Here is a 16,897-nt window from a genome sequence, read left to right as displayed (position 1 = left end):
GCGGAACAGCCAACTGCGAAACAGCCAACTGCGATAGCCGGGGGCTCGGAAGCCTGTGCGCCAGAAGCCGGAGGGCAGGAGCCTTGACTGCAGGACTGCAGTTGGGGCTCCTGTGGTAGCGCTTCCGGCGCACAGGCTTCCGAGCCCCCGGCTATCGCGGTTGGCTGTTGCCCATGCGTTCCCATGTCCCAACTCTCGTCGTTCTGATGTCACACCATCTCATTTCTCAGCGCATGCTGGGGCATGAGCGATTCCCGCCATCTCCGCGTGCTCTCCGCCGCCGAGGACCTCGCCGTGGCCGTGCTGTCCGTCGTGCCGCTGGTCAATGCCCGCCGTGCACCCGGTGTGCGCGGCCAGCTGGCCCGCTCCGTGACGGCCATCGCCGCCAACGTAGCCGAAGCGGCCAACCTGGGCACGGACCCGAACTTCAAGCGTCAGCTGCGCCTGGCCCTGGCGTCCGCCAATGAAACGGGCAGCCATCTGCGGGTGCTCGAGCGCACCGGCGCCATACCGCGGCAGCACATCTGGCGCTGCGAAAACAAGCGGGTGGCAGTGTGCAAGATGCTCGTGAACCTCATTCGCGCCATTGAGGAGCGGGAGGCACACGAGGAGGAGGAACGGCGGAATGGCAAACCGCGGAATAGCCAACCGCGAAACGGCCAACCGCGATAGCCGTGCCTCGGAAGCCTTGACGCCAGAAGCCATAGACCAGAAGCCCCAACCGCAGCCCGGCAGTTGGGGCTCCTGCGGTAGCGCTTCCGGCGCAAAGGCTTCCGGCGCGAAGGCTATCGCGGTTGGCTGTTCCGCGGTTGGCTGTCGCAGTTCGCTGTTCCGCCGTTCGCCGTTCCCCCCCCAATTACCTTGCCAGACATGAAGATCTATACCCGGACTGGAGACGAAGGGGGTACCGCCCTCTTCGGCGGCGGGCGCGTGGGCAAGGACCATCCCCGCGTCGAAGCCTATGGCGACGTCGACGAGCTCAATGCCTCCCTCGGCCTCGCCCGCAGCATCGACATGATGCCGCGCATCGACGAAGTCCTCGTGCCCATTCAGCGCGATCTCTTTGCCATTGGCGCCCTGCTGGCCACGCCTGATCACGAAAAAATGCGCGAGCAGCTCGCCAAGGCCCGCATCGACGACGGACGCATCGCGGAACTCGAGCGCGCCATCGATGCCTGCGAGTCCGAACTCGAGCCCCTGCGCAGCTTCATCATTCCGGGTGGCACCCCCAAGGCCGCCGCGCTGCATGTGGCCCGCACCGTGTGTCGTCGCGCCGAGCGTCGTGTCGTGCATCTCGCCAGCACCGTCGAGCTGCCGCACCTCGTCATCATCTATCTCAATCGCCTTTCCGACCTGCTCTTCATGCTGGCCCGCGTCGCCAACAAGCGCGCCGGTGCCGGTGAGGTGACCTGGTAACAGCAGTGGACGTGGCACCGCTCACGCCCCTGCCGCTGTCCTACCCGGTGTACTGCGCACCGGGCGCGCTCAGTGCGCTCGGCCACATCGTGCAGCAGCACGCGCCCGCGCATCGTTATGCCGTCATCTGTGACGACGTCGTCGCCCCGCATCATGCCGCGCGCGTCATGGCGGCGCTGCAAGCCATTGCGCCGGCCGAGCGTGTCAGCTTGCTCACGCTGCCCGCCGGCGAGCAGCACAAGACGCGCGCCGAGTGGGCGCGGCTCAGCGACGAGCTGCTGGCCTGGGGCGCGGGACGCGACACGACCATCCTCGCACTGGGCGGTGGGGTGGTGGGTGACCTCGCCGGTTTTGTCGCCGCCACCTTCATGCGTGGCGTGCCCGTCGTGCAAATCCCCACCACGCTGCTGGCCATGGTGGACGCCGCCGTGGGCGGCAAGACGGCCGTCGACACACCGGCCGGCAAAAATCTCGTGGGCGCGTTTCATGACCCGGCCGCGGTGGTCATGGACACCGAGGTGCTGAACACCCTGCCGCCCGAAGTGCTGCGCACCGGGCTGGCCGAGATGCTCAAGCACGGCGTGCTGACCGACGCGGACTACTTCGTACGGGTGCAGGACACGGGAAGTCGGCTCGCCGAACTTGATGACCGATCGCGAGCTGCAGCCCTCACGCCGCTGGTGGCCGAGAGCGTGCGCATCAAGGCCGCCGTCGTGGCAGAAGACGCACGCGAAGGTGGCAAGCGGCAGGTGCTCAACTTCGGGCACACCATTGCCCACGCCATCGAAAAGCAGCTCGACTATCAACTGCCGCATGGCGACGCGGTGGCTCTGGGCATGATTGCCGAAGCCCAGCTCGCGGAACTCGCGGGTGTGGCGCGTGAGCCGCTGGCCGCTCGCATACGCGAGGCCGTGGCCGCGGTGGGGCTGCCCACCGTGATGCCCGCAGGAGTGAGCCGGGACGCTGTGCTGGCCGAGACCCATGGCGACAAGAAGGCCCGCGCCGGCGCCGCCCGCTACGCCCTGCCCGTGGCCTTGGGCGAAATGGACCCGGGCGACGGGCGCTGGTCGCGCCCCGTGTCCGACGCCCTCGTTCGACAGGCCCTCGACGCGATCTGACTGCCGTGTCGAGTCGCTGAGTTCGCGAGTAGGATGGGCCGATTGAACTGCCTTGTCGCGGATGACGCGGATGGGGCGGAAACCGCACGGATCACTGCATTGAAATCACCTCGCTTCCAAACAATGCGGTTTATCCAGACCGCTTGATCCGTGCGGTTTCCGCCCCATCCGTGTCATCCGCGACAAAGCAGTTAAACCAACCCAAGGCAGCCAAGCGCCTTATTACTGAGGCAATACCACAAGAAATGTCACAAAGGTGGCGCCGGACTGTCCCATTTGCGCCATCGCGAAAATTTTCATTGACCGCCCGGAACCCGTGTCGTATAGTGGCGCTCCCACCTCCTTCCGGGCCCACTGCGCTCGGACATCTGGACACGTTCGGCGAGGACGTATGCAGGCAGCAGCTGCGACCAGGACACCCGAAGCTCGCGCGAAGGGCTTCTTCCGTTCCGCTCCTTCCACCGCCTTCGATCAGTACCTCCACGACATTCAGAAGCTGCCGCTGATCACCGATGCCGCCGAAGAGCGGCGTCTGGCTCGCCTTGCCCAGAAGGGTGACGAATCCGCCGCCGAACGGCTCGTCACGGCCAATCTGCGTTTCGTGATCAGCTACGTGAAGAAGTATCAGGGACACGGTCTCGACCTCTCCGAACTCGTGGCCATCGGCAACGAAGGCCTGCTCAAGGCCGTGCGCAAGTTCGATCCCGACCAGGGCGTCAAGTTCATCTCCTACGCCGTGTGGTGGGTGCGTCAGGCGGTGCTCAAGGCGCTGGCCGAGCAGACACGCAGCGTGCGCATCCCGCTCAACCAGAACTCGCAACTCATTCGCCTCGCGCGCGGCGAGATGGTGCTCTCGCAGGTCCTGAACCGCGAGCCCACCGACGAGGAAATGGCCAAGCTCCTCGGCGAGCCCCTCGAGCAGGTGCGGCAGGCACGACAGATCTCCAGCACCGAAGTCTCACTCGACGCGCCCATCGACCGTCAGGACCGTGAGGCCTCCACTCTGGGTGAGCGCTTTGCCGGCGAGACCCACGCCGACATTGAGGAAGGCACCGACTTCCGGCTCATGCGCGAGTTCATCGACCGTGTGTTCCGCAAGTACCTCACGCCGCGTGAGCGCAAGATCCTGTACCTCTATTACGGGCTCGACGAAGGGGCGGAAGCCATGACCCTCGAGCGCATCGGGGCCCTCATGGGTGTCACCCGTGAGCGCATCCGGCAGATCCGCGAGCGGGCCTTCGAGAAGCTGCGCGAGTCGCCTGACGGGCGCGCGCTGGCCGGGTTCTGGGGCGCGGCGTAAGCCAGCTCATCTGTTTTGAGCGCGACGGTTAAAGCGAGCTCATCCGTAAGTCATTGCGTTGTGCGGATTTCCGCATTCGTCTAACTTTCAGGAACGGCGGCACCCGGACGAACGGGCAGTCGCCGTTTCCTGTTTCAAGCGGAGTAGTGCAGTGCCTCGTGCGTTGATCGTGGATGATGAAGCCGGGATACGGTTCGCCCTCAAACGGTGGTTCGAACGCCAACAGTATCAGGTGGACGAAGCCGATGACGGTGAAGTCGCGCTGCGCATGTTGCGCGAAAGTCCCGACGCCGAGGACCAGCGCTACGAGGTCGTGGTGTGCGACCTGCACCTGCCGCACCTGAGCGGCGAGGCCGTCCTGGGGCTGCTGCGCACCGAGCGTCCGGACCTTGCCCAGCGCATCATCCTCACCACCGGCGACGCGGTGGCGGATGCGCCGGCAGGGTCGGTGATGGCGGAACACCCCTACGTGCTGCAAAAGCCGTTCGACCTGGCAACGCTCCGCGATATGGTGGCGACAGTCCGAGGGGTTTGAACAGCGACTGCAAACTGCGGCACAGCAAACAGCGAAACGGCAAACGGCGGCAGCCTTTACGCCAGAAGCCATTACCTCAGAAGCCACACCCCGGAAGCCCCGACTGCAGTCCTGCAGTTGGGGCTTCTGCCTTTCAGGCTTCTGGCGTAAAGGCTTCCGAACCACGGCTATCGCGGTTTGCCGTTTCGCGGTAAGGCCGTCGCTGTCTGCTGTTGTAGATTCCGCCGCATGCGCAATCGTTTGTCCTCCATCGTCGGGGAACGCTGGGTCAAGTCCCGCCCCGCCGCCCTCGCCCCCTACGATGCCGACGGTCTGCCCGGCTACCACGCCACCCCGTCGCTGGCCGTCTTCCCGGGCACACGCGAAGAACTGATTGCCGTGGTGCGTGAACTCGCCCGCACCGGCACCCCCTTCGTGCCCCGCGGCGCCGGCACCGGGCTCTCAGGCGGCGCCCTCGCCGACGGCGTCGTGCTCATCGGCCTCAATCGCCTCACGCGCATTCTCGACGTCGACCCGGTCAACCGACTCGCGCGCGTGGAGCCCGGCGTCGTCAATGCGCGGCTGTCGCGCGAGACCGTCAAGTTCGGCCTGCACTACGCGCCCGACCCCAGCAGCCAGACGGTCTGCACCATTGGCGGCAACGTGGCCGAAAACGCCGGTGGACCACACTGCCTCAAGTACGGCGTCACCCTCAATCACGTGCTCGAGTGCGAAGTGCTGCTGCCCGATGGCTCGCTGGTACGCCTTGGTGACGCCCACGGCGAAAGTGAAGGCTACGACCTGCTCGGCACCTTCGTGGGCAGTGAAGGCTGCTTTGGCGTGGCCACGCAGGTCACCGTGCGCCTCGTGCCGCTGCCCGACGCCGTGCATACCCTGCTGGCCGACTTCTCGCAGGTCACCGACGCGGCACGCGCCGTCTCGCGCATCATTGCCAGCGGCATTGTACCGGCGGCGCTCGAGATGATGGACAACGCCACCATCCGCGCCGTCGAAGCCAGCATCTATGCCGCCGGCTATCCCGTCGATGCCGCAGCCATCCTGCTCTGTGAAGTGGATGGCCCTGACGCGGGTCTGGACGAGGACGTGGCCATCATACGCGAGGCCTGCATGGCCAACGGCGCGCGCGCCGTACGAGTCGCCACCGAGCCCGCCGACCGCATGCGACTCTGGCAGGGCCGCAAGAAGGCCTTTGGTGCCATGGGCCGCATCGCGCCGTCGCTCGTGGTGCAGGACGCCGTCGTGCCACGCACCCGACTGCCCGAGGTGCTGGAACGCATCGAGGCCATTGGCATCCGGCACGGGGTGAAGGTGTGCAACGTGTTTCACGCCGGCGACGGCAACCTGCATCCCAACATTCCCTACGACGCGCGCGATGCCCAACAGGACGCCCGCGTGCATGCGGCCATGAAGGACATCATGCAGACCTGCATCGATGCCGGCGGCACCATTACGGGTGAACACGGGGTGGGCCTCGACAAGATCGGCTACATGGACCGACTCTTCGACGCACCCACACTCGATGCCATGTGTCGCTTGCGCTCGGTCTTCGACCCCGATCGCCGTGCCAATCCCGGCAAGGTCGTGCCCGTGCACAGCTGCCGCGAATGGGCGGGTGTGGTGCGATGACTGACGTGATGTCTGCAACAACGCATGCCGTCACGCCCGTTGCCCACATCGTGCGTGACCACCTCGAAAGCCAGCGTAGCTTCCGCCCCCTGGGCTCCGGCACCTGGCGGCACGGTGGCGGCCCCTTTGCCGACGCCACGCCGGTGTCGGTACGTGCACATCACGCCAACGTGGTGGAATACGAACCCGGGGACCTGGTCATTACCGTGGGCGCCGGCATGACCTGGCGTGAACTCACGCAGGTCACGGCCGCACATGGGCAGATGTTTGCGCTGGCGCCCTATGGCAGCGAAGAGAGCACCCTGGGCGCCATGGCATCCACCGCCGCCACTGCACCACTCGCACTCGGCGATCTGCTCATGCGAGATCTCGTGCTGGGACTCGAGGTGGTGGACGGCACGGGTGAGGTGCTGCGTGCCGGTGGCCGCGTGGTGAAGAACGTGGCCGGCTTTGATCTCGTGCGCCTCTTCACCGGCGCGCACGGCACCTTGGGCATCATCACGCAACTCAGTCTGCGTCTGCATGCCAGGCCGCCGCATGATCAGCTCATGCGCGTGACGCTCGAGCAGCCCGTGGTGAACGCGTTGGCCACCTGCCTGCCCGCGCTCATCGCGCAGCGTGCGCCGCTGCCCATGCTGCTCTGCCACACGCCAGGTCAGCCGCTCACTCTCTGGGCGCGCGTGAGCGGCAACGCTGCGCGTGTGCAGGCGCTGCGTGCGCATCTCGCCGCACTCGCGGGCGTGAGCCCGTCTGACGTGGAGGACCTGGGTGCCATCGACGCCAACGTGGACGCCAACGTGGACGCCAACAGCGGAGCATCGGGTAGCGCCAACGATCCCTCGCCACTGGACGGCCTGCGTCACACGCCGGTCGACGCCGCCGTGATGCGACTCCGCACGCCGCGAAGCGACGCCCTGCCCTTTGTGCAGGCCGTACACCGCACGTTCACGAATGCCTCCTGGCAGTATCACGTGGAGCGCGGCGGCCTGCGACTGGTCGTACCGCGTGATCACGCCTCGCACGAATCGCTGGACACACAACTCGATCTGCTCTACCACCACGCCGCCGCGCAGGGCGCACTGCATCGCATCAGCATGGCATGGGATCAGGGGCGCGCCGTGCCCGCACCGCGTTCCGCTCTCGATCAGCAGGTGAAGGCACGATTCGACCCGGCAGGGCTCTGCAGCCCATGGCGCGTGGCGCCCGAGTTGCTGCACGACGCCGTAGTGCAGACGCCATGAGCATCAATCCATGAGCAACGTGTCAGCCAACATCGTGTCAGCGAACATCGTGTCAGCCAACATCGTGTCAGCCAACGTCGCGCCCAGTCCCTGTGCCCTGCCGCATACGCCGCTGGCCGATGCCGCCAAGGGCCTCGATGCCTGCGTGCACTGCGGCTTCTGTCTGCAGGCCTGTCCCACGTATGTGAACCTCGAGGACGAGAACGACTCACCGCGTGGTCGTCTCGTGCTCATGCGTCGTTTGCTCGACGGCGACATCGCCCCCACCGACCCCGAGGTGGGCGCGCACTTCGATCGCTGCCTCGGCTGCCGCGCCTGCGAAACCGCCTGTCCGTCGGGTGTGCCCTATGGCGAGCTGATCGAAGCCACACGCGCCACGCTCGCGCCGCTGCGTGGCCTGCCACTGGTGGCACGCGTCATTCTGCGTGTGTTCCGCATGCACGCGCTGTTGCATACGGTGTTGTTCGCGGCGCGCCTCTTTCGCGACACGCGCCTGCCCGCTTGGCTCGCGCCAAAACTGCCGCGCCGTCTTGGCTTTCCCCTCGCGATGTTGGCCAGCACACGACCAACGCCACTCACGCGCACCCACGGCTCCCGCCCTTCAGCTACCGCAGTGCCGTCCTCGAGCGGCTCCCACTCTACGGCTTCCGGAGTTGCTGCAAGCAACGGCTTCCGCGACACGGCTATCGCTGTTTCCTCCGCCAACGGCTTCCGTGACACGGCTATCGCTGTTTCGCTGTTGGAAGGTTGTGTCATGCACGGTCTGCTGAACCACATCAACCACGACACCCAGACCGCCGTCCAAGCCAACGGTGCCAAGTGCATCGACACGAAAGGCCAGCGCTGCTGCGGCGCTCTGCACGCTCACGCCGGCGACATGGACGGCGCGCGCGCCCTCGCCCGCGCCAACATCGCCGCCTTCGAGCGCAGCAACCCCGACGTCATCATCGTCAACGCGGCCGGGTGTGGCGCCATGCTCAAGCAGTACGGCCATCTGCTGCACGACGACCCGTCCTGGGCCGAACGCGCCACGCGCGTTGCACAAAAGACCCGCGACGTGAGTGAGTGGCTCGCATCGGTTGGCCCAAAGACCGGCAGCACCGCGTTGCCGCTGCGTGTCACCCACGACCCGCCCTGTCATCAGATGCATGCGCAGCGTGTCGTGCGTCAGCCGCTGGCCGTGCTCGAGCACATTTCGGGTCTCGAGCTCGTGCCGCTCGAAGACGCCGATCAATGCTGCGGGAGTGCGGGCATCTACAATCTCGTCGAGCCCGATACATCAGACGCCGTGCTGGCCCCCAAGCTGCAGCGCATTGCCGAAACGCACGCCGAGGTGCTGGCCACCGGCAATCCCGGGTGCCTCATGCAGATTGGCGCGGGCCTGCACCTCGCCGGCTCGAGTGTGGTCGTCAAACATCCCATCGAGTTGCTGGCCGCGTCGTACAACCAGTCAGCGGCAACGCGGTGAACGCCGGCCCACCCGTCCAGCACGCAGTCATTCTCGCATTTGACGGCGTGCTGTTCGACACCCTGCCTGCGCGCACGGCGGCGCTGCATGAAGCGCTGGCTGCAGAGGGTATGCCCATCGCCGAAGAGCTCGTGCGCGACGCGCTGCCCGGCCGCGCCATGGCCGAGGCCCTGCAGCAGCTCGACCCGACGCCACAGGATTTCACACGACACGACCTTGTGCTGCTGCGCGCGCAGCGTCTTTACGCCGGCATCATCGCGCATGGTGTGCCCCTCGTGCCTGAGGGACTCGCGGCGCTGCGCGATGCCGTGGCGGCGGGCCATCGTGTCGTGCTGCGCAGCGACAGCGAACGCCGTCATGTCGAGCCGCTCTTGGCGCTGAGTGGGCTCGACACACAGGTCAGCTTGCTGCGCTGCGCCGACGACCCGCCTCGTGGCGCCGGCAGCAGTTTCGACCGCAGTTGGCAGCACATCGACGAGCGGTTGAACCGACTTGGAGTTGCCAGTGCGCAACGTCAGGTACATGACCTTACCGCTCGTCCCCCTCTACCGGCAGTCGATCCTTGACCTTCTTCGATGTTTTTCAGTACGCGCTGAAACGAAGCCTTTGAGCCTTGCTCTGCGCGAGCTCTCGACGATTCGGCTTCTGCACCGACACTCGTTACTACCGCGAGATCGTCAACCGCTCACGCAGAGAACTGCAGGAGAACAGCAGAGAGCGCAGAGGAGTCGATCGTCCACGGATTGGCTCTCATGTCTGATCCGTGTGGTTTCCGCCCAATCCGCGTCATCCGCGACAAGGCAGTTTGACCCAGACAGTTGCTCTCTGCGCCCTCCTTTCCTCCTTGTCTCAGCGTGAGCGGTTGACGATCTCGCGTAGGCCGCGAGGTCGGTCGGTGCAGCCGGATCGTGAACAGCTCACGCAGAGGGAACGAGGACGCAGAGGGCGCAGAGGAGGAAGGCAAGGTCAGTCGTTTCTTGGCTGCAGGTCGATAGATTTCCAACCATGCCCATCGACTCGACCGACCTGCTCTATCCGGCGCCGCTTGGCGCAGACGACGTGGAGGCCTACCACGACCTCCGTCGCCGCGCCGTGTGGTTCGAGGCGCAGAACCATTGGAGCACCATTGCCGGCCCCAAGGCCGCCGAAGCGCTGAACGGGCTCGTCACCAACGACGTGGCCGCGCTCGAGGTGGGACGCGGCCTGCACGCCGTTGCGCTCACGCCCAAGGGCAAGGTGGTCTGCGACATGTACGTCGCGCGCCTCGACGACGAGACCTTCCTCTGCACGGTCATTCGCGACTGCGCCGAGGCCTGGCTGAGCATGGCGCGCAAGTACATCAATCCGCGACTCGCCAAGGTGCACGACGACCACGAGTCCTGGGCCACCTGGCTGGTGTACGGCCAAATGGCCGCCGACGCCGTGGCGCGCCTCGGCAGCGAGAACAGCGCCCGCTCGGAACCGGATGCCCCCGGCGGCGCGTTGCAGGAGCGTATCGCGAAGCTGGACGCGTGGCCCGTGTGGGGACACGCCCCGTGGAGCGTGGATGGCATCACCGTGCGGCTCATTCGCGCGCCGGTCATGGGGGCACTGCCGGGCTTCGTCGTACTCGCCCGCGCAGAAGATCGCGAAACACTCTCGCGTTTCGTGCAGGCCTCCAGCTACCGTCGCGGCAGTCGGGCGGTGTGGAACGTGGCACGCATTGAGGGCGGCCGACCCGCCTACGGGGTGGACATGGACGAGAACACCATCCCGCAGGAAGCCAATCTCGACATGCTCGGTGCCATCTCGTTCACCAAGGGCTGCTACACCGGACAGGAGACCGTCGCGCGTGTGCATTTCCGTGGGCATGTCAATCGCCATCTGCGGGGACTCACCGCACAGGAGGTGCTGCCACAGCACGCGCGTGTGCTGGACGGCACCGGCAAGGACGTGGGTGACGTACGCAGTACCGTGGTCTCGCCGCGGCTCGGCGCCATTGCCATGGCCATGATCCGTCGCGAGGTCGCGCCTGGCGACACGGTGCAGGTGACGGGAAGCAACGGCAGCATTTCCGCGACGGTGGTGGCGCTGCCATTCGATGAAGCCACGACCGAAGCGGCCGGATAAAAAACTGCGGGCGGAAGCCAGAAGCTCCCGCCCGCAGCTCAAAACCCCGAAGGGTCTCGAATTACATCTTCTTGGTCGTGTCAGCCGTGGAATCCGTGGCCATCGAGTCAGCCGGCGGAGCCATCATGGCCGAATCCGTGGCCGGGGCGGCGGCGGCCGGAGCAGCCATCGCCGAGTCAGCGGCGGGCGCCTCTTCCTTGGCGGAGCAGGCGGCGAGAACGAGGGCAGCAGCGACGAGGGCGATGCGCTTCATGGAGAAACCTCAACGGGGCGGTGTTTGCGCCGTGCGGCCAGAAAAGCGCACGGCCCCCTCGGCGGATGTGCCGACGGGGATCTTGCACCTCCAAACTACGGTCAGGTCACACCCTGTCAAGTGAAAGGTGGTGCTAAGAATCACTTCAGGCTGCGATCTGCAAAGCGTTACACCCCAAGCATTTTCTCAACTCCGGAAGGCGCTGGTCCCCGGATCGGCGCTCCACTTCTCACCATTTTGAACCTGTGACGCGACTTCCTGACACCCTGGGCGCCCTGAAACGTTCCGGCTACGCCGCCAATCGGCCCGGATCCGTGAAGGAAGAAATCCGCCGCAACCTCATCGCCCGCCTGCAGGATGGCGGCCCGCTGTTCCGCGGCGTGCTGGGCTATGAAGACTCGGTCATGCCGCAGATCGTCAACGCCCTGCTGGCGCGGCACAACTTCATCCTGCTCGGGCTGCGTGGTCAGGCCAAGTCGCGCATTCTGCGTGCGCTCATGACCCTGCTCGACGAAGCCATGCCGGTGGTGGCGGGCAGTGAGGTCAACGACGACCCGTTCCGCCCCATCAGCCGGTATGCGCGTCTGCTCATCGACGAGCACGGCGACGACACGCCCATTGCCTGGGTGGCCCGCGAGCAGCGCTACGTGGAGAAGCTGGCCACGCCCGACGTCACTGTGGCCGACATCATCGGTGACGTGGACCCCATCAAGGCCGCGCGTGGTGGGCATCTGCTGAGCGACGAGCTGACCATCCACTACGGCATGTTGCCGCGCGCCAATCGCGGTATCTTCGCGCTCAACGAACTGCCCGATCTCGCCGGCAAGGTGCAGGTGGGCCTGTTCAACATCATGCAGGAAGGCGATGTGCAGATCAAAGGCTATCCGGTGCGTCTTGCACTCGATGTGCTGCTCTGCTTCACCGCCAACCCGGAAGACTACACGGCGCGCGGCAAGATCATCACGCCGCTCAAGGATCGCATCGGCAGCGAAATCATCACGCACTATCCGGAAGATGTGGACCTGGGCGTGGCCATCACGAAGCAGGAAGCGTGGACGGCACGCACGGGCAGCGTGGAGATCCGTGTGCCCGATCTCGTGTCGGAAGTGGTGGAGCGTGTGGCCTTCGAGGCGCGCGAAGACAAGCGCATCGACAAGCGCAGTGGGGTGTCGCAGCGCATGCCCATCACCACACTCGAGAACGTGGTGTCCAACGCCGAGTCCCGCGCGCTGCGTCAGGGCGATCGTGAGGCCGTGCCGCGTCTGGGCGACGTGTATGCGGCGCTGCCGGCCATCACCGGCAAGATGGAGCTCGAGTACGAGGGTGAACTCGTGGGTGCGGCGGCCATCGCGCGCGAACTCATTCGCCGCGCCTGTCACGCCACTCTCGAAGCGCGCGCCGGTGATCTCGACACCGACAGCATCGTGATCTGGTTCGAGCAGGGCAACCTGCTGCAGATCGCCGATGACATGGCGGTGGATCTGGTGCGCAAGGGCTTTGATCTGGTGCCCGGCCTCGTCGATCTCGTCACGGCCGTGGGTCTCGCGCCGCGCGACGACGATGCGCTGGTGGTGGTGGCCTGCGAGCTCGTGCTCGAGGCGCTCGTGGCGCGGCGGCGCATCTCGCGCTCCGACGTGGGCATGTACACGCGGCCGGAGCGCGAATCGCGCCGCAAGCGCGACGAGTACTGATTCGCTCGGCGGGCATCGGCTGTACTGATTACCACGGATTGCGCGGACAACACGCGGAAACAACAGGAAGACAGCGTCTCCTTGTCTTCGGAGGTGCTTTCCTGTGGTTTCCTTTGTTGTCCGCGGAATCCGTGGTAGTCAGTAACGAGCCGGGCCATTAATCGACCGTTTAGGTGCGCGCGCTAGGCTTCAGGGCTGAACACTCCCCGCCGGTACTCAGCCCCGCCGCATGCGCCGACCTTCGGTTCTCCCCCCCGTCCTGCTGACCCTGTTGCTGCCTGCCGCGCTTGGCGCGCAGCAGCGTGACGCCAAGCGCAGCACACCCGACACCTCCGCCCGACGCATCGAGCCCATGGCGGTGCGCGGCAGCCGCGCGCCCTCGGTGACGGGCGGCGCCACGGCCGTGGTCATCCGTCCCGATTCGCTGCCCGTGCCGCTGCAGCCTGCGCCGGCGCTGGCCGACGTGCTGCGCCAGACGGCCTTTGTGCTGGTGCGCCAGAACTCACGCGGCGAAACGGAAATCGGTGTGCGTGGCAGCGACTCACGGCAGGCAGCCGTGCTGCTGGACGGCCTGCCGCTCTCGGTGGGATGGGACTCACGCATGGACCCGTCCATTCTGCCCACCACCGGCATCGAGCAGATCACGGTGGTGCGCGGTCTCGCCACCCTGCTGGGCGGCGCGAACACCCTGGGTGGTGTCATTCGTCTCGACCTCAATGCCCCGCTGCCCAGACGCGCTGGTGGCATGGCGCCGCTCTCGCGCAGCGCCACACTGGGCACGGGCATCGATCAGTACGGCAGCCGTGTGCTCTCAGCCAATCTCTCGCAGCCTTTCGTCCTGGGCAACGGCACGCTGCGGGTGCGCGGCGGCGTATCGTCGCGTGCGCGTGACGGCTTCGCGCGATCGGGCGGCAACCCGGGCAATGGTCTGACTGGTGGCGCGGCCGATCCGGGTGATTTGCGCAATACGCGGCTGCGCACCAACACCGATCAATCACAGCTCGACGGTTTTGCGGCGCTCAGGTGGGACAATGCGGACGGCGCCTATGTGGGACTCACCGCCACCGGCTATACGGCTGAACGTGGCGTGGCCCCCGAGCAGCACATCGCGTCGCCGCGTTACTGGCGCTACCCGGCGCAGTCGCGCGCATTGGGTCTGCTGACCGCGGGCACCGGCGTGCGTCAGACGCCACTGGGCTACGGCACGCTGTCAGCGAGTGTGGGACGCACCACGCAGGATCTCGAAATCGAGACCTACGCCAATCGCGACTACGCCACCGTGACCGCGCTCGAACTGGGTGCGGAAACCACCGACATCGCGCGCATTGAGGGCACGCACTCGTTGCCCGGCAACCTGCAACTGCGTGTCGCGGCCACCGACAGTCGCGTGCGGTACGACGAAACCATGGCCGCGCAGAACCCCGCCTCGGTGGCCACACGCTACGAGCAGCGTCTCACCAGCGTGGGCACGGAGCTCGACATCCCGGTGCACGAGCGGGTGCTGTTCAGCGGCGGCGTGGTGCACGACCGCGCCAGCACACCGCGCACCGGCGGACGCGAGTCGCTGGGCACCCTCACACAAACCGGCTGGCGCCTGGGCACCACGCTGCGCATCAACGATGGCATTCGCCTGCACGCGTCGGCCAGCGAGCGCGCGCGTTTTGCCGCGCTGCGTGAACTCTACAGCGGCGCGCTCAATCGCTTTGACCCGAACCCCACGCTGCGTCCTGAAACCCTGCTGGGATTTGAAGGCGGCGTGACCCTCGACGGCGGTGCCTTCGCGGCGCGCGGACTGCAGTTGCAGCTCGTGGGCTTTGCGCACCGCCTCGACGACGCCGTAGTGCGTGTGACCCTGCCCAACCGCCTGTTCCGCCGCATCAACCGCGATGAGATCAGGAGTCATGGCGCCGAGGCGCTGGTGAGCTACAGCCCGGCGGCGCTGCGCGGCGCGACGATAACGGGCGACGTGACGCTGCAGCGCATTCGTGTGCAGGACCAGACCATCACCAATGCGAGCGACCGCTTCGCGGAGCACAATCCCGAGCAGCGCGCGTCGCTGGCATTCATCTCGCCGCTCATGAAGGGCATTCGCGCGAGTGCGATGACGCGCTACACGGGCGCGCAGTACTGCCAGCATCCGGACTTGGGGCGCCAGGTGAAGCTCGACGCACAGACCGTCGGCGATGCGGCCCTCACGCGCACGTTTGCCTTGCGCGGACGCGGACTGCTGCAGCGACTCACGGCGCTGGTGGCCATGGACAATGTGAGCAACGCGACGGTGTACGATCAGTGCGGGTTGCCGCAGCCGGGAAGGACGCTGCGGTTTGGCCTCACTTTGGGTTGAGCGACGGCACAGCAAGGAGCGGCACAGCAAACAGCGGAACAGCTGACAGCGAAACGGCCAACGGCGGCAGCCTTAACGCCAGAAGCCTGTACATCAGCAGCCAAGACGACAGCAGCCCCAACTGCAGGACCTGCGGTTGGGGCTGCTGTATTCAAGGCTTCCGGCGCAATGGCTTCTGGCGTAAAGGCTGCCGCCGTTGGCCGTTTCGCAGTTTGCTGTGCCGCTGTTTGCTGTCGCCGTTTGCTGTTAGACCACCCGCCAGAACATTCCCCGCCTCCACGCCGCCCCCGACGCCACGGCCAGCACCAAGGCACAGGCCGCAATCGCCTCCCCTCCCCCGATGAGCCGCGCCAGTGCGCCCAGCGCCAATGCGCCCACGGCCTGCGACAGCCCCACAAACACCAGCGAATAGAACGCCATCAGACGGCCGCGATAGCGCTCGTCCACCAGCAACTGCAGCACGCCATTGCTGAGCGAGTTGAACATGATCATGGCCATGCCCGTGAGCAGCAGCAGCGCATAGGCCAGCCATGGGGTGCGCGTAAGGGCAAAGGCCAGCAGCAGCAGCGGAAAGGCCAGCGCTGCCCCGATGAGCACGCGCCCCCTATGGGGTTTGTGCGACACCGGGCCGGCCACGAGCAGGGCGCCGATCAGTCCCCCGATTCCGACCATGGCCAGCATGGCGCCGTAGCCCTCTGCCCCGAGCCCCAACTGCTCCCGCGCCACCACGGGCATGAGGGCAATGAAGGGACCGCCGAGTATGGCGCCGATGGTGACGAGCAGCAGCAGCTCGCGCACGGGACCGGGGAGGGCGAGGTACCGAAGGCCGTCCCATGCGCTGCGGTTGGTCGCGGAGAGCTGGACCAGCAAACTGCGATAGCCGGGCACCGAGAGCCTACTGCGAAACGGCAAACCGCGAGAGCCCTCACGCCGGATGCCTTCATGCTCGGAAGCCCCAACCCCAGAAGCCCCAACCCCAGTCCCTGCCGTTGAGGCTTCTGCCCCAATGGCTTCCGGCGCAAAGGCTTCCGGGGCCGCGCTATCGCCGTTGGCCGTTTCGAACCCCGCGGCTGTCGACCCACCGCTGTCGCGGTTTGCTGTTTCGCCGTTTGCCGTTTCGCTGTTTGCTGTTCTTACCCGCGCCAACCCCCACAATACCCACCCGAATGACAAGGCATTGAGCCCAAAACACCACGCAATGCCGAGCTTCCCGATGACCGCTCCCCCCACCGCCGGCCCCACCACCCGCGCCAGATTGAACCCGCTCGAATTGAGCGCAATGGCCGGCTGCAGGTCCTCCCGTCCCACCAGCTGAATGATCAGGCTCTGCCGCGCCGGGATCTCCACCGCGCTCAAGGTCCCCTGCACCAGCGACAGCCCCAGCAGCAGCCCCACCGTCACATGGCCGCTGAGCGTCACGCCAAAGAGCACCAGCGCCTGGAGCAGAAACAGCGTCTGCGTGATGCGCACGATGCGCAGTTTGTTGCCCCGGTCCACCAGCGCGCCCGCGTGCATGCTGAAGAGCACGATGGGGAGAGCCCCCATGCTGGCCACCAGGCCCACCACGAAAGCCGAGTTGGAGAGTTCGAGTGAGAGCCAGCCCACGGCCATGGTCTGCATCCAGGTGCCGACCAGCGACGCCGTCTGGCCTGTCCAGAACAGGCGGAAGTTCCGGTGGGTGCGGAGCACGCGGAACGGGTCCGAACGGCGGGGACCTGAGGTGCCCCCCACGTTCGTGGGATTCATTTCGGGATCGCTTTCGACGGGCCGAGCGTACAGACTCATGGGAGAAGGTT

General features: G+C 66.3%; 14 protein-coding genes. 12 read left to right on the top strand and 2 right to left on the bottom strand.

Annotated features, from left to right (window positions below):
• The first annotated feature begins 243 nt into the window (after nucleotides 1-243).
• The 10 genes from B2747_RS01880 to B2747_RS01835 all read left to right on the top strand — a co-directional run bounded on the left by B2747_RS01880 (nucleotide 244) and on the right by B2747_RS01835 (nucleotide 10,813).
• Nucleotides 244-672 carry a four helix bundle protein gene (locus B2747_RS01880; protein WP_291156128.1) on the top strand — a complete coding sequence of 143 codons (429 nt, stop codon included), beginning with the start codon at nucleotides 244-246 and terminating at the stop codon, nucleotides 670-672.
• 198 nt (nucleotides 673-870) lie between these two features.
• Nucleotides 871-1,416: a cob(I)yrinic acid a,c-diamide adenosyltransferase gene (locus B2747_RS01875; protein WP_291156125.1), complete on the top strand. Its 546-nt coding sequence runs from the start codon at nucleotides 871-873 to the stop codon at nucleotides 1,414-1,416.
• A gap of 11 nt (nucleotides 1,417-1,427) precedes the next feature.
• The gene (gene aroB, locus B2747_RS01870; protein ID WP_291156121.1) at nucleotides 1,428-2,534 is read left to right on the top strand and encodes a 3-dehydroquinate synthase; all 1,107 of its coding nucleotides are present in this window, start codon (nucleotides 1,428-1,430) and stop codon (nucleotides 2,532-2,534) included.
• 391 nt (nucleotides 2,535-2,925) lie between these two features.
• The gene (locus B2747_RS01865; protein WP_291156118.1) at nucleotides 2,926-3,834 is read left to right on the top strand and encodes a sigma-70 family RNA polymerase sigma factor; all 909 of its coding nucleotides are present in this window, start codon (nucleotides 2,926-2,928) and stop codon (nucleotides 3,832-3,834) included.
• A 151-nt stretch (nucleotides 3,835-3,985) separates the two neighbouring features.
• Nucleotides 3,986-4,369, top strand: coding sequence for a response regulator (locus tag B2747_RS01860; protein WP_291156115.1), 384 nt, complete (start codon nucleotides 3,986-3,988; stop codon nucleotides 4,367-4,369).
• Nucleotides 4,370-4,597: 228 nt separating this feature from the next.
• Entirely contained in the window at nucleotides 4,598-5,995 is a 1,398-nt protein-coding gene (locus B2747_RS01855) for an FAD-binding oxidoreductase (protein WP_291156112.1), read from the top strand.
• Between the two features lie 8 nt (nucleotides 5,996-6,003).
• Nucleotides 6,004-7,236 (top strand): FAD-binding oxidoreductase, encoded by a 1,233-nt coding sequence (locus B2747_RS01850; protein ID WP_291156109.1) that lies wholly within the window; start codon nucleotides 6,004-6,006, stop codon nucleotides 7,234-7,236.
• A 10-nt stretch (nucleotides 7,237-7,246) separates the two neighbouring features.
• Nucleotides 7,247-8,704, top strand: a complete 1,458-nt coding sequence (locus tag B2747_RS01845) for a (Fe-S)-binding protein (protein ID WP_291156106.1) — start codon at nucleotides 7,247-7,249, stop codon at nucleotides 8,702-8,704.
• A 47-nt stretch (nucleotides 8,705-8,751) separates the two neighbouring features.
• Nucleotides 8,752-9,270 (top strand): hypothetical protein, encoded by a 519-nt coding sequence (locus tag B2747_RS01840; protein ID WP_291156103.1) that lies wholly within the window; start codon nucleotides 8,752-8,754, stop codon nucleotides 9,268-9,270.
• Nucleotides 9,271-9,709: 439 nt separating this feature from the next.
• A complete protein-coding gene (locus B2747_RS01835; RefSeq protein WP_291156099.1) occupies nucleotides 9,710-10,813 on the top strand; it encodes a YgfZ/GcvT domain-containing protein in 1,104 nt (367 codons plus the stop codon).
• 61 nt (nucleotides 10,814-10,874) lie between these two features.
• Here B2747_RS01835 and B2747_RS01830 read toward each other — a convergent pair whose 3' ends face one another.
• Nucleotides 10,875-11,066 carry a hypothetical protein gene (locus B2747_RS01830; protein WP_291156097.1) on the bottom strand — a complete coding sequence of 64 codons (192 nt, stop codon included), beginning with the start codon at nucleotides 11,064-11,066 and terminating at the stop codon, nucleotides 10,875-10,877.
• A gap of 245 nt (nucleotides 11,067-11,311) precedes the next feature.
• On the opposite strand from B2747_RS01830, the gene B2747_RS01825 reads away from it, so the two are divergent.
• Both B2747_RS01825 and B2747_RS01820 read left to right on the top strand, forming a co-directional pair.
• Complete coding sequence (locus tag B2747_RS01825) at nucleotides 11,312-12,757, top strand: magnesium chelatase (protein ID WP_291156094.1); 1,446 nt, start codon at nucleotides 11,312-11,314, stop codon at nucleotides 12,755-12,757.
• Nucleotides 12,758-12,986: 229 nt separating this feature from the next.
• The gene (locus B2747_RS01820) at nucleotides 12,987-15,101 is read left to right on the top strand and encodes a TonB-dependent receptor plug domain-containing protein (RefSeq protein ID WP_291156092.1); all 2,115 of its coding nucleotides are present in this window, start codon (nucleotides 12,987-12,989) and stop codon (nucleotides 15,099-15,101) included.
• 246 nt (nucleotides 15,102-15,347) lie between these two features.
• On the opposite strand, the gene B2747_RS01815 is transcribed toward B2747_RS01820, so the two are convergent.
• Nucleotides 15,348-16,886, bottom strand: a complete 1,539-nt coding sequence (locus B2747_RS01815; RefSeq protein WP_291156089.1) for an MFS transporter — start codon at nucleotides 16,884-16,886, stop codon at nucleotides 15,348-15,350.
• Between the last annotated feature and the right edge of the window lie 11 nt (nucleotides 16,887-16,897).

The organism is Gemmatimonas sp. UBA7669 (assembly GCF_002483225.1).
GTDB lineage: Bacteria > Gemmatimonadota > Gemmatimonadetes > Gemmatimonadales > Gemmatimonadaceae > Gemmatimonas.
Note: the sequence above shows the minus strand (reverse complement) of the source record. Positions and strands in the feature narration are given on the sequence as shown.

What these genes read in the sequence shown, in the direction of transcription:
- B2747_RS01815 (WP_291156089.1), bottom strand. Translation starts at nt 16,886, where the DNA reads ATGAGTCTGTACGCTCGGCCCGTCGAAAGCGATCCCGAAATGAATCCC.
- B2747_RS01850 (WP_291156109.1), top strand. Translation starts at nt 6,004, where the DNA reads ATGTCTGCAACAACGCATGCCGTCACGCCCGTTGCCCACATCGTGCGT.
- B2747_RS01830 (WP_291156097.1), bottom strand. Translation starts at nt 11,066, where the DNA reads ATGAAGCGCATCGCCCTCGTCGCTGCTGCCCTCGTTCTCGCCGCCTGC.
- B2747_RS01855 (WP_291156112.1), top strand. Translation starts at nt 4,598, where the DNA reads ATGCGCAATCGTTTGTCCTCCATCGTCGGGGAACGCTGGGTCAAGTCC.
- B2747_RS01835 (WP_291156099.1), top strand. Translation starts at nt 9,710, where the DNA reads ATGCCCATCGACTCGACCGACCTGCTCTATCCGGCGCCGCTTGGCGCA.
- B2747_RS01875 (WP_291156125.1), top strand. Translation starts at nt 871, where the DNA reads ATGAAGATCTATACCCGGACTGGAGACGAAGGGGGTACCGCCCTCTTC.
- B2747_RS01820 (WP_291156092.1), top strand. Translation starts at nt 12,987, where the DNA reads ATGCGCCGACCTTCGGTTCTCCCCCCCGTCCTGCTGACCCTGTTGCTG.
- B2747_RS01880 (WP_291156128.1), top strand. Translation starts at nt 244, where the DNA reads ATGAGCGATTCCCGCCATCTCCGCGTGCTCTCCGCCGCCGAGGACCTC.
- B2747_RS01865 (WP_291156118.1), top strand. Translation starts at nt 2,926, where the DNA reads ATGCAGGCAGCAGCTGCGACCAGGACACCCGAAGCTCGCGCGAAGGGC.
- B2747_RS01845 (WP_291156106.1), top strand. Translation starts at nt 7,247, where the DNA reads ATGAGCAACGTGTCAGCCAACATCGTGTCAGCGAACATCGTGTCAGCC.